This window comes from Cronobacter malonaticus LMG 23826 (assembly GCF_001277215.2).
In the GTDB taxonomy this organism is placed as follows: Bacteria; Pseudomonadota; Gammaproteobacteria; order Enterobacterales; family Enterobacteriaceae; genus Cronobacter; species Cronobacter malonaticus.
In genome coordinates this window covers 2704416-2716783 of record NZ_CP013940.1, presented here as the reverse complement: position 1 = coordinate 2716783, position 12368 = coordinate 2704416, and the positions used below count along the sequence as shown (strand labels likewise).

Genomic DNA, 12368 nt, shown 5'->3' with positions numbered 1-12368 from the left:
TGTAACCGTTGGATACAGTGCCTGACGGTAAAGGTGGGTGCGCCCTACAACAGACAAACCAGCTTGAGGGATCATAGGGCGGGTAAGCAAGCGCACCCGCCGGGTGATGAAGGTGGGTGCGCTTGCGCTTACCCACCCTACAAAAGCGCTGAGGACAGCAATGTAGGGCGGGTAAACTTGCGCACCCGCCGGGCGGTGAAGGTGGGTGCGCTTGCGCTTACCCACCCTACAAAAGCACTGAGGACAGCAATGTAGGGCGGGTAAACTTGGGCACCCGCCGGGTGATGAAGGTGGGTGCGCTTGCGCTTACCCACCCTACAAAAGCACTGAGGACAGCAATGTAGGGCGGGTAAACTTGGGCACCCGCCGGGCGGTGAAGGTGGGTGCCCTTGCGCTTACCCACCCTACAAAAGCGCTGAGGACAGCAATGTAGGGCGGGTAAGCTTGCGCACCCGCCAAAAGCGTCATACCCACCGCAAACCCATAAAAAGACCCTCTCCGGAGAGAGGGTTCGTTAAAACGCAAACCTTACGACACGTGCTGCAAAAACTCCTGCAGGCGCGGGCTTGGCGGGTTCTCGATAAGCGCCTGCGGATTGCCGTCTTCGGCGATGCGGCCTTTATCGATAAAGATCAGGCGTGAGGCCACTTTTTCGGCAAAGCCGATTTCGTGGGTCACGATCACCATCGTCATGCCTTCTTCGGCCAGATCCTGCATCACTTTCAGCACTTCGTGGCGCAGTTCCGGGTCGAGCGCGGAAGTTGGCTCATCAAACAGCATCATTTTCGGCTTCACCGCCAGCGCGCGGGCGATCGCCACACGCTGCTGCTGGCCGCCGGAGAGCTCGGATGGGTAATGATGACCGCGCTCGGCAAGGCCCACTTTCGCAAGCAGCTCTTTCGCCAGCTTCTCGGCTTCCGCTTTACTGGCGCCGCGCACGCGAATAGGCCCGAACATCACATTCTCCAGCGCCGTCAGGTGCGGGAACAGATAGAACTGCTGAAACACCATGCCCGCTTCCTGGCGGATCAGACGCTCATCGACTTTCGGGTCGTTGACCTTCAGACCATCGACAATCAGATCGCCGCTGGTAATCTCTTCGAGCTTGTTAATGCAGCGCAGCAGCGTGGATTTGCCGGAGCCGGACGGCCCGATAATCACCACCACTTCACCCTGGTTAATTTTTAAATCGATATTGTGCAGCACCTGGGTTTGACCAAAGTGCTTGGAGACATTTTTAAATTCAATCACAGGATTTTCATCCTTCTTTCCAGACGACGCAGAACAAAGCTCAGAACGAGGGTTATGATCAGGTAAATCACCGCAACGGCGCTCCAGATCTCAAGCGCACGGAAGTTGCCCGCGATGATCTCCTGGCCCTGACGGGTCAGCTCGGCGACGCCGATAACGATAAACAGCGAGGTGTCTTTGATGCTGATGATCCACTGGTTGCCAAGCGGCGGCAGCATACGACGCAGCGCCAGCGGCAGGATCACGTGACGAATGGTTTCGCGCTTCGACAGCCCCAGCGCCAGGCCCGCTTCGCGAAAGCCTTTATGGATGGAGAGCACCGCACCGCGGGTGATTTCCGCGATATACGCGCCGGAGTTGATCATGATAGTGACCACTGCCGCGGTGAACGGGTCGATGCGCAGATCATTAAACGCCATCGGCAGGGCGAAGTAGATAAACATCACCTGCACCACAATCGGGGTGCCGCGGATGATTTCGATAAAGACCAGTGCGATATGATTCGCTATCCAGCCGCCAAACGAGCGGGCGAAACCGGCCACCAGACCGATTATCAGACCGCCAACCAGACCGAGGACCGAAATCCACAAGGTCATTTTGGCGCCTTCAAGCAAGAGGGGAATGGCAGGCCAGATGGCACTCCAGTCAAACTGCATGATGATTTCCTGTGTTACCGTGGTTCAAAAATAGCAGGGGCGAAGGCCGCCCCTGACTGAGATTCACTGCGTAATAAGTATTATTATTTTGGTTCGGTGCCGAACCATTTTTTGTAGATTTCGTTATAGGTACCGTTCTCTTTCAGCGTTTTCAGCGCGCCGTTGACTTTGGTGCGCAGCTCGTCGCTGCCTTTCGGGAACGCGATGCCATACTGCTGGCCCGCCAGAGAATCACCTACCGCTTTGAACTGGCCGTTGCCAGCGGTTTTGATGAAGTAAAGAATGTTCGGCGTGTCGTGCAGCACGGCGTCAGCACGGTTGGTGCCAAGCTCCATGTACGCGTTGTCGATGTTCGGGAACTGGCGCAGATCTTTGGTTTTAATGTTGGCTTTCGCGTAATCCACCGAGCCGGTGCCGCTCTTCACGGCCACCACTTTACCGTCGAGATCTTTCACGCTTTTCACGTCGTTGTTATTCGCTTTCACCATCACCAGCAGGCCGCTGTTGTAGTAGCCGTCAGAGAAGTCGATCGCTTTTTTACGTTCATCCGTGATGGTGATGCCGGCCAGCGCCAGGTCAACGTTTTTGGTTTGCAGCGCCGGAATGATGCCGCTGAAATCCATCGGTTTTAAGGTGTAGTCGAGCTTCAGCTCTTTGGCGATAGCGGCCCACAGGTCAACGTCAAAGCCGACATACTTATCGCCTTGTTTAAATTCGAAGGGAACAAACGCGGTGTCGGTTGCTACAACCAGCTTATCCGCCGCCTGAGAAGAGACCGCAAAGGCCAGAGTCAGGGCTGCCAGGGAAACTTTAAAAACAGACTTCATAGCATTTCCTTTATTTATCCGCGGGGCGATCCCCGATAAGAACGTAGCGCTGCATGAAAAAATCATGCCAGTTTTACAACCCGCTGTTTTGAAAGGCAAGACAAAAGTCCGTTTGCACAATTTGCGCGCTTTTACCACAGCGATGCACCACGATGGCGCACCAAAACAGTGCGTTACGGCGGCCAGTCGGGTGAGCAGCCTTTTTTGCCTTAAAAACGGTGATAAAACAATCTCTGGTTAACGATTGTGTGAGGGGATTATTACAAATAGATAACGTTTGCGGTGGGAAAGTGAAAAGAGGTGCCCCTTTATAGTGCAAAAGCCCCCTCCACGAAGGAGAGGGCTTGATAAGTAAAGCGTCTGAAGCGTTATCGAATTATTCGATGTTGGATTCGATAAACCACAGGAATTTATCTAGGTCGCGGGACGCGGCGGTGAAAATATCGGCCGTATCTTCATCCTGCGCTTCGCTGATGGCTTTACGCACGTCGTTCGCGACGATAGCGTAACGATCCGCAAGCTCTTTCAGGTGATCCTGAACGCTGTGAATGTCCAGCGGATAGCTTTTCAGCGGGGTCTTGCTGTTAATCACCTGCGTGGTGCCCAGCGCCACGCCGCCCAGCTGTACGGCACGTTCAGCGATGGTATCCATATGACCGGTCAGCGCGGTACGGAAGCCATCCAGCATTTCATGTACGCCAATGAAGTTAGCGCCGCGCATGTTCCAGTGCGCCTGTTTGGTAATCAGCGACAAGTCAATGAAATTAACCACCTGGCGGTTCAGCAGCTCGATGGTGGCCTTTTTGTCGCTGTCTGCTACATTGTTACGCGTGTAGAGCAGGTCGGAAGCCTTTGTTTTAACCAGTTTAGCGGTACCCATAATTTCATATCCTCTTGATGATTGTGTCCCAGGAAATTACGGAATTAAGTATAGCACCGGGTTTTGAGTTTGCTGGCGAGGCTGTGCCTATCAAATAAATAGCGAGGGTATGCTTGCATTATTTGTTCTTTATAAACAGCAGCTTGTCTAATTTTGTAAGTATTTTTATAGTGCTTATGCCTGCGCATTATTAAAGACGAAGCGCGCGCGGGGATATTTTAAAAGCGAATGAGTCGCAACGCAGAAATATCTTAAAAGTGTCATAAAAAGTTATTCCGGCGCAGCATCAACCGTGCCGGGAAATAATTATTTTTTTTAATCAATGTCGAGGCTTTTTATCTGCGTTTCACGTCTGAGCGTCAGCGTCGAACCAACAGAAGCGATAATAATCGACAGCAGCGCCAGCCATTGCACCAGTGTCAGCGTTTCACCCAGGAAAATCATGCCCGTAAACGCCGCCAGCGCCGGCTCCATACTCATTAGCGTCCCGAATGTACGCGTGGGCAGACGCGTCAGCGCCGTCATCTCCAGCGAATAGGGGAGCGCGGTAGAAAGGATGGCTATCCCAAGCCCGACGGGCAGCACCGACCAGTGCCAGAGCGCTTCGCCCGCCGCCGCCGCGCCGATAGGCACGAAAACGATAGCCGCAATCAGCGACCCGATGGCGACGGTCGCAGGGCCGTGCTCCGCGCCCGCTTTCTGACCGGCGATAATATAGATGGCCCAGCATACGCCCGCGCCCAGCGCGCAGGCGGCGCCGAGCAGATCGACATGCGTGACGTCCTGACCGAGCGGTAACAGGAACCACAAACCAAGCACTGCAAGCGCCACCCAGAGAAAATCCACCGGACGGCGTGAGCCAAACAGCGCCACCGCCAGCGGACCGGTAAACTCCAGCGCGACGGCGATGCCGAGCGGTACGGTGCGGATCGACAGATAAAAGAGATAGTTCATTGCGCCCAGCGCCAGACCATAGACCAGCAATGGCATACGCTGGCTGCGGGTAAAGCGCAGCCGCCAGGGTTTAAATACGATAACCAGAATCAGCGTGCCAAGCGCCAGACGCAGCGCGGTAACGCCGGGCGCGCCCACCAGCGGGAACAGGGATTTAGCAAGCGAAGCGCCGCTCTGAATTGACGCCATTGCAACGAGGAGCACCACAACGGGCAACCAGATCGGGGTTTTACGGGATAAAGTCGGCATCCTGCGCACCTGAAAGTTAAAGATAAGTAAACGCGATAGCTTACTGTATTTAACTTTCGTGTGGTTGAGCAATCATTGAAAAACCCGGCGGGATTAACCGGTAACATACTCACGTTAGCGCAAAAAACGCGCAATCGCGTTTAGGAATAATCTGGATGCAGCAATGTCTTCCCTGGAACGATAATGATTGCCGCCTGGTAAAATCCAGTGTTTTTAGCAGGATAGACGCGGGCGGAAACGTTCTGTTACAGGAAAGAGCGCATTAGACAACGCGAACAACAAAGAGTTTCCTGCTGGGTTTTGATATATTTAAATCTTAGGACTTACTTGAAGCACATTTGAGGTGGTTATGAAAAAAATTGCATGTCTTTCAGCACTGGCTTGTGTTCTGGCCGTTTCCGCAGGTTCTGCTGTTGCTGGCACCGCTACCGTTACCGGTGGCTACGCACAGAGCGACGCGCAGGGCGTGATGAACAAAATGAACGGTTTCAACCTGAAATACCGTTATGAGTTCGACGACACCAACCCGCTGGGCGTAATCGGTTCTTTCACCTACACCGAAAAAGACCGCTCTGAAGATGGCGTATATGGTAAAAACCAGTACTACGGCATCACCGCGGGTCCGGCTTACCGTATCAATGACTGGGCAAGCATCTACGGCGTAGTGGGTGTTGGTTACGATAAAGCTCAGGCTACCAACGGCGTTGATAAAGCAGACACCAGCGACTACGGCTTCTCCTACGGCGCAGGCCTGCAGTTTAACCCGGTTCAGGACGTAGCCCTGGACTTCTCCTACGAGCAGAGCCGTGTGCGTAACACCGACATCGGCACCTGGATCGCAGGCGTAGGTTACCGCTTCTAATCACTTCGGTGATGAAAAAATCCGCCCACGGGCGGATTTTTTTTATCTGTACATCGCGCCGCGCATCGCGGCTACTGCATCAACGGGTACGTGCGTCCAACAGATCCGTGCCGAGGTGATCATAGCTCACCTTGTTGAGTTTAAAGTTAGTCACAAACACTGGTCCCGCCTTTTGCCCGGAAATAAATTTATATTTCGGCGCGATTTCTTTGACTTTTATCCCCGTCCACTGCGAAAAAAAGCTCAGGAAATCATTGGCGGAGCGCCGTGCTTTGATAATCCTGTGCGCTTTGTCGTCGCTCGACAGTACCATAAACGGCACCTGGAAATTCTGCTGGAATTTATCATCGTGCGCCAGGTACTGCACCGCTTTGCCGCGCTCTTTAACGGCCAGCCCGTGATCGGAAAAGTAGACCATCGAGAAGCTCTGTCCGCTGTTTTGCAACTGCTGGTAAAGCTGGCTTAACAAATCGTCGGTCTGGCGAATGCTGTAGAGATAGCAGGAGGTCTCTTTCGACTGCACAAACGTCTCGTACTTGCCCTGGGTGCGGTCGCAGGCCTGCGGGTGCGAGCCCATCAGGTGCAGTACGATAAGCTGCGGCTGCGGACGTTGCGTCGCCAGCACCTGAGCCGTCATCTTCAGCAGCGCCTCATCACGCGTGTTTTTATCCGCCTCGAAATCGCCGCTTTTTAAGAAATGCACTTCATCGGCGCGCTTAGCGATACTGGCGATAGCGGTGTCATATTCGCCAATTTGCCCCTGGTTGGAGAACCACCAGGTCTGAAAACCGGCGCGGTTAGCGAGCGTGACGAAGTTATCCTGATACTGCGGCTTATTATCGACGACGCGGTTAAGCGTCAGCCCAAGCGATTTCTGCGTCGACCCGCTGGCGGCGATGTAATCGGTAAACAGATAACCGTTAACGTGGCTCGCAAACGGACTGTTATCCCACTGGCCGCCAAACGCACCGACCGCATCGCGGCGCACGCTTTCGCCGATGACCACTACATAAGTGTGATATTTCGGCGCGACCGCCAGCACATTCCAGGAATCTTTAATTTTTGAAAGTGCCTCCATGCGTTGCTGCTCTTCCAGCACTTCGTGGTTATTCACGACCACATCTTTCACAAAGCGAAACACCGGATAGCCGCTGTCTTTCAGCGCGAAAACACCGCCATAGAGCTGATTCTGCACCGGCGTGACGAAAAAACTCACCACGCTTATCGCAAGGCAGAGGCTGTCGAACGGCTGCCAGCGGGACGGCGCGGATGACGTGCGGCGCACCGCGATAATGCCGAGCGTAAAAATAAACAGCGACACCAGATAGCTGTACCACGGGAAAATCGTCAGCAGCTCCGTGGACTCTTCCATATTGGTGGCGTGCAGGGCCAGCAGCGTGTTGAAGTTCGGCGCGCCGTAGGTCTGTCCGAAAGGGAAATAGAGCCCTGCCACCACGGAGCAGACGGCTAAAAGGGCTTTCTGCGCGCGCGGCGCGGTTTTCCACAGCAGCAGCAGCACGCAGCAAAACGCGACGGCGTACAGCAGGCTGAATTCATAACCCAGAGCGAAATTAATTAATAACGATTGCAGAAAATAGAAGCCAATCCACGGATCGAGAGCGATGCCGCGTGCAGCAAGAGTATTTTTTAGCGTTAGATTCATAGTACGGATTCAACGAAACGCCATGCGCAAACCCTGGCGTCAAAGGTATTCGCCCGCCAGAATGCTGGACCAGAAGGGAGGGAGATCCGCATTCGGTATCGTCGTAAGAGCAGGGCTGCAAGAAGATAGAGCCGCACGAAAAGAATAGCAACGGGGTGAAACCAACTAGTTTGCGAGAAAGGCTGCAAATTTCGCCAAAAGAGAGGTTAAAGCCAACGTGAGGAGCGCCAGGGCTCAGGATAACGCAGAAAGATGAAGAAAAAATGGCAAAAAACCGGGGAAGGGCGACAGGTTATGGTTGCCCGTTATCGTCCTCGCCCGGCTGGGGTTTTGGATTAAACATATCGCACAGCATATTCAGCAGCCGCAGCCGCACCTGAAAGGGGGAATGAGTAAACACGTTCAGACACCTCATTAATTCGTTCATACCACACCTCCGCGTCTCACAGCCGGAAAATCTCATGGCTGTTCGCATTACATACAGATATAGCACAGGCTATGTTATATAGCTATGGCTAACGCGTTAATTTTTTGTGCTCGTGAATCTGTGGTTTACAATGGCCCGCAAAGAGCGTTAACCGTATCGCGCCACCGTAATGAGGAAGCATCAATGAGCCGTCGGGCAGGTAAGCAGAGCAGCATGAAAGTGACGCAACTGGTCAATGTCGAAGAACATGTGGAGGGCTTTCGCCAGGTGCGTGAAGCCCACCGCCGTGAGCTTATCGACGATTACGTTGAGCTAATTTCCGATCTCATTCGGGAGGTGGGCGAGGCGCGGCAGGTGGATATGGCGGCGCGCCTTGGCGTATCGCAGCCGACGGTCGCGAAAATGCTCAAGCGTCTTGCTACCGTTGGATTGATTGAGCAGATCCCGTGGCGCGGCGTGTTTCTGACGCCGGAAGGCGAGAAGCTGGCGCAGCAGAGCCGCGAGCGCCATCAGATCGTCGAGAACTTCCTGCTGGCACTCGGCGTTAACCCGGATACCGCACGCCGCGACGCCGAAGGGATGGAGCACCATGTCAGCGAAGAGACGCTTGAGGTCTTTCGCCGTTTCAGCCAGCAAAACGGGTTCGAATAATCATGTTACTTCGCCTCGCGCGTCCTTTTCTGCATGACCGGTTTTTCCAGCTTTTACTGATTACCGGCGTGATACTCTCCTTTTTTGTGCCTTTCGCGCCGCGCGAGTGGCCGCAGGCGGTGGACTGGCGCACCATCATTACGCTTGCCGGGCTGATGATGCTCACCAAAGGCGTTGAACTGAGCGGCTATTTCGACGTGCTCGGCCGCCGTCTGGTGCGACGCTTTGCGACAGAGCGCAGTCTGGCGCTTTTTCTGGTCTGCGCGGCCGCATTGCTCTCCACCTTCTTAACCAACGACGTGGCGCTGTTTATCGTGGTGCCGCTGACGCTGACGCTGAAAAAACTGTGCGCCATTCCGGTTAATCGCCTCATTATTTTTGAAGCGCTGGCGGTAAACGCCGGTTCGCTGCTGACGCCCATCGGCAACCCGCAAAATATTCTTTTATGGGGCCGCTCCGGCCTGGCGTTTGGTGAATTTATTCTGCACATGGCGCCGCTGGCGCTGGCGCTGATGGCGAGTCTGCTGCTGCTCTGCTGGTTTTGCTTTCCGGGTAAGGCGCTGCATTACCAGGCGTACGATAAACAGCACGACTGGCAACCGCGCCTGGTCTGGAGCTGCCTTGCGTTCTATATCGTGTTTTTAACCGCGCTGGAGCTGAATGTCGCGCTGTGGGGACTGGCGCTGGTGGCGGTGGGGTTCCTGCTGGTGGCGCGCCGGGTGCTTATTAGCATCGACTGGAGCCTGCTGCTGGTTTTCGTGGCGATGTTTATCGATGTGCATCTGTTGACCAAACTGCCTGCGCTGACCACCAGCCTGCATCATGTCTCACAACTGCCGCCCGTGGGGCTGTACGCGCTGGGCATCGGCCTGTCGCAGTTTATCAGCAACGTGCCGTCCACCATTTTGCTGCTCAATTATGTGCCGCCGACGACGCTGCTCGCTTGGGCGGTCAACATCGGCGGATTCGGGCTGTTGCCCGGCTCGCTCGCGAACCTGATTGCGCTGCGTATGGCCGCTGACCGCCGCATCTGGTGGCGCTTTCACCTCTACTCGCTGCCGCTGCTAATCTGGTCGGCGCTGGTGGGATATGCGCTGCTGTGGGGGCTATTTCTCAGATAATGCTAATTTGTCAGTTTTTCCTGGCAAATGTATAGACTGCTCCTAAGTTTAGTAAACGGTATTTTGTGATGGTGTTAACTTACAGGACTGTTGCTGAACTATGGCGGAAAACCACAATAACAACGCTGACGAAGAGAAACGTCAGGACCCACAAGACGATAACAGCAAAAACGAGGATAACGGCAAAGGCAACGGGAAAGGCGAGGGGGAAACCCGCAAGCGCCCCGGTAAAAAGCCGCTGATTATCCTCGGTATTGTTGTCATTATTATGGTTATCGGTGCCATCATCTGGTGGTTTATGACCCGAAACCTTGAAACCACCGACGACGCCTTTATCGAAGGCGATGCCGTGACCGTCGCGCCGAAAGTGGCGGGGTATGTCACGGAACTGCGCGTGAAAGATAACCAGCGGGTGAAAAAAGGCGATCTGCTGGTGGTTATCGACCCGCGCGACGCCACCGCACAGCGCGATCAGGCGCAGGCGCAGCTGTCGCTTGCCGAGTCGCAGCTCCACCAGGCGCAGGCGCAACTGGCGCTCGCGAAGGTGCAATACCCGGCCCAGCGCGATCAGGCGAAAGCGCAGGTGCTGCGCGCCCAGGCGGAGCTTGCCAACGCCCGCGCCGAATACCAGCGTCAGCGCGGCGTTGACCCGCGCGCCACCTCGAAACAAAACATCGACGCCGCCAGCGCTCAGTTACGCAGCGCCGAAGCGGGGCTTGCCAATGCGCAGGCGCAGCTGGAAGTGGCCGAACAGGTGCAACTGCAAATTCGTCAGCAAGAAACCAACGTTGAAGCGCGTCAGAGCCAGGTGGAACAGGCCCGCGCGCAGCTGCAAACGGCTGAGCTGAATCTCTCTTATACCGAAGTGCGCGCGCCGTTCGACGGCTATGTCACTAAGCGTAACGTCCAGAACGGCACGCTGGTGCAGGCGGGCAGCGCGCTCTTTTCGATAGTCTCGCCGGATATCTGGATAGTGGCGAACTTTAAAGAGTCGCAGCTTGAGCGGATGCGGCCGGGGAATAAAGTTGAGATCTCCGTAGACGCGTTCCCCGATCTGGAGCTTGAGGGCCATGTCGAGAGCATTCAGCAGGGCAGCGGCTCGCGTTTCTCGGCGTTCCCGGCGGAAAACGCCACCGGCAACTTTGTTAAAATCGTCCAGCGCGTGCCGGTGAAAATCGTTATCGACAAAGGGCTTGAGAACTGGAACCAGCCGCTGCCGCTGGGGCTGTCCGTCGAGCCTGAGGTGACGGTGGAATGAGCGAGCAGGCCCACAGCGGCTGGCGTCCGGCCAGCAATCCGTGGTCCGTCGCGATCGTCGTGACGATCGCGGTGTTCATGGAAATTCTCGACACCACCATCGTTAACGTGGCGCTGCCGCACATCGCCGGGTCGCTGTCGTCGAGCTATTCCGAATCGACGTGGGTCCTGACCTCGTATCTGGTGGCGAACGGTATCGTGCTGCCGCTGTCGGCGTTTTTCAGCCGGCTGTTCGGGCGCAAACAGTTTTTCCTGATTTGCATCGTGATGTTTACCGTCTGCTCGTTTCTGTGCGGCATCGCCACTGAGCTCTGGCAAATTATTCTGTTTCGTATTCTGCAGGGCTTTTTCGGCGGTGGCCTCCAGCCGACGCAGCAGTCGGTGCTGCTCGATTACTTCAAGCCGGAAGATCGTGGCAAGGCGTTCGGGCTTTCTTCCATTGCGATTATCGTCGCACCGGTGCTTGGCCCCACGCTCGGCGGCTGGATAACCGATAACTACTCCTGGCGCTGGGTCTTTTTCATTAATATCCCGGTCGGCATCGTCTGCGTGCTGGCGGTCTATCAGCTGCTGGAAGATCCGCCGTGGGAGAAAAAGTCCGAGGAGAAAATCCCGGTAGACTGGACGGGCATCGGGCTGATTGCGCTGGGCCTCGGCTGCCTGCAGGTGATGCTCGATCGCGGCGAAGACGAAGACTGGTTCGCGTCCGATTTTATCCGCACCTTCGCGGTGCTGACGCTTATCGGGATTGTCGGCGCGATTTACTGGCTTATCTACACCCGCCGTCCGGTGGTGGATCTGCATTGCGTGCGGGATAAAAACTTCGCCGTCTCCAGCGTGCTGATGGCGGGCATGGCGCTGATCCTCTACGGTAGCTCGGTGGTTATTCCGCAGCTCGCGCAGCAGGATCTCGGTTATACCGCCACCTGGTCGGGGCTAATACTCTCGCCCGGCGCGGTGCTGATTGTATTTACCATCCCGATTGTGCTGAAGCTGATGCCGCTGGTGCAGACCCGCTGGATCATCGCGTTCGGCTTCCTCTGCCTTGGCGTGTCGTTTTTCTGGTCGCGCAACCTGGTGCCGAACGTCGATTTCGAAACGCTGGTGCTGATGCGCAGCGCGCAGTCAATCGGGCTTGGCTTTCTGTTTGTGCCGCTTACCACGATTGCGTTTATCACCATTCCGCAGAAGCTTAACGCCGACGCGGCGGCGCTGTTTACGATGTTCCGCAACGTCGCAGGCTCGATAGGCATTTCGCTCTCCACCGCCGCGATTACCGAACGTTCGCAGGTGCAGAGCGCCCATCTGAGCGCGCACATGACGCCTTTTGACGAACAGTTCCAGCAGGCGATACGCAGCGGCGCCGAGGCGGTACGTAATTTCACCGCACAATTGGGCGACCCGACCGGCATCGCCACCGGGCAGCTTTATAAAACCATGATTGCCCAGTCGCGCATCCTTGCGTATGTCGACGTGTTCACCATGCTGAGCGTGGTGGCGATCCTGTTGATTCCGTTTTGTTTATTGCTTTCGCCCATTAAGAGCGAAGGCTCCGCAGGAGCACATTAAT

General features: G+C 55.5%; 13 protein-coding genes. 6 read left to right on the top strand and 7 right to left on the bottom strand.

Annotated features, from left to right (window positions below):
• Window positions 1-528: 528 nt before the first annotated feature.
• From glnQ to glnH, 3 genes are all read right to left on the bottom strand, one after another.
• Window positions 529-1251: a glutamine ABC transporter ATP-binding protein GlnQ gene (gene glnQ, locus AFK66_RS12790; RefSeq protein ID WP_004388458.1), complete on the bottom strand. Its 723-nt coding sequence runs from the start codon at window positions 1249-1251 to the stop codon at window positions 529-531.
• Window positions 1248-1907: a glutamine ABC transporter permease GlnP gene (glnP, locus tag AFK66_RS12785; protein WP_004388457.1), complete on the bottom strand. Its 660-nt coding sequence runs from the start codon at window positions 1905-1907 to the stop codon at window positions 1248-1250. The genes glnQ and glnP overlap by 4 nt, the downstream gene beginning before the upstream one ends.
• Window positions 1908-1990: 83 nt before the next feature.
• The gene (glnH, locus tag AFK66_RS12780) at window positions 1991-2734 is read right to left on the bottom strand and encodes a glutamine ABC transporter substrate-binding protein GlnH (RefSeq protein ID WP_007782268.1); all 744 of its coding nucleotides are present in this window, start codon (window positions 2732-2734) and stop codon (window positions 1991-1993) included.
• A gap of 64 nt (window positions 2735-2798) precedes the next feature.
• Here glnH and AFK66_RS22630 point away from each other — a divergent pair, with 64 nt between their 5' ends.
• Entirely contained in the window at window positions 2799-2975 is a 177-nt protein-coding gene (locus tag AFK66_RS22630) for a hypothetical protein (protein ID WP_155242694.1), read from the top strand.
• A gap of 135 nt (window positions 2976-3110) precedes the next feature.
• Here AFK66_RS22630 and dps read toward each other — a convergent pair whose 3' ends face one another.
• Together dps and rhtA are read right to left on the bottom strand one after the other, a co-directional pair.
• Window positions 3111-3614: a DNA starvation/stationary phase protection protein Dps gene (gene dps, locus AFK66_RS12775; protein WP_007782271.1), complete on the bottom strand. Its 504-nt coding sequence runs from the start codon at window positions 3612-3614 to the stop codon at window positions 3111-3113.
• Between the two features lie 315 nt (window positions 3615-3929).
• Entirely contained in the window at window positions 3930-4817 is an 888-nt protein-coding gene (gene rhtA / locus AFK66_RS12770) for a threonine/homoserine exporter RhtA (protein ID WP_032983482.1), read from the bottom strand.
• A gap of 349 nt (window positions 4818-5166) precedes the next feature.
• Between rhtA and ompX the strand changes: the two genes are divergently transcribed.
• Window positions 5167-5679, top strand: coding sequence for an outer membrane protein OmpX (ompX, locus tag AFK66_RS12765; RefSeq protein ID WP_007782277.1), 513 nt, complete (start codon window positions 5167-5169; stop codon window positions 5677-5679).
• 79 nt (window positions 5680-5758) lie between these two features.
• Here ompX and AFK66_RS12760 read toward each other — a convergent pair whose 3' ends face one another.
• Both AFK66_RS12760 and mntS read right to left on the bottom strand, forming a co-directional pair.
• Window positions 5759-7342: a phosphoethanolamine transferase gene (locus AFK66_RS12760; RefSeq protein WP_032983483.1), complete on the bottom strand. Its 1584-nt coding sequence runs from the start codon at window positions 7340-7342 to the stop codon at window positions 5759-5761.
• A gap of 292 nt (window positions 7343-7634) precedes the next feature.
• Window positions 7635-7769 carry a manganase accumulation protein MntS gene (gene mntS / locus AFK66_RS22405; RefSeq protein ID WP_007782285.1) on the bottom strand — a complete coding sequence of 45 codons (135 nt, stop codon included), beginning with the start codon at window positions 7767-7769 and terminating at the stop codon, window positions 7635-7637.
• A gap of 183 nt (window positions 7770-7952) precedes the next feature.
• Between mntS and mntR the strand changes: the two genes are divergently transcribed.
• From mntR to AFK66_RS12740, 4 genes are all read left to right on the top strand, one after another.
• A complete protein-coding gene (gene mntR / locus AFK66_RS12755) occupies window positions 7953-8420 on the top strand; it encodes a manganese-binding transcriptional regulator MntR (protein ID WP_007707103.1) in 468 nt (155 codons plus the stop codon).
• A gap of 2 nt (window positions 8421-8422) precedes the next feature.
• Entirely contained in the window at window positions 8423-9541 is a 1119-nt protein-coding gene (locus tag AFK66_RS12750) for an anion transporter (protein ID WP_007782291.1), read from the top strand.
• A 100-nt stretch (window positions 9542-9641) separates the two neighbouring features.
• Window positions 9642-10799 (top strand): HlyD family secretion protein, encoded by a 1158-nt coding sequence (locus AFK66_RS12745; protein WP_007782294.1) that lies wholly within the window; start codon window positions 9642-9644, stop codon window positions 10797-10799.
• Window positions 10796-12367 carry a DHA2 family efflux MFS transporter permease subunit gene (locus AFK66_RS12740; RefSeq protein WP_007792070.1) on the top strand — a complete coding sequence of 524 codons (1572 nt, stop codon included), beginning with the start codon at window positions 10796-10798 and terminating at the stop codon, window positions 12365-12367. The genes AFK66_RS12745 and AFK66_RS12740 overlap by 4 nt, the downstream gene beginning before the upstream one ends.
• Window position 12368 lies beyond the last annotated feature (1 nt).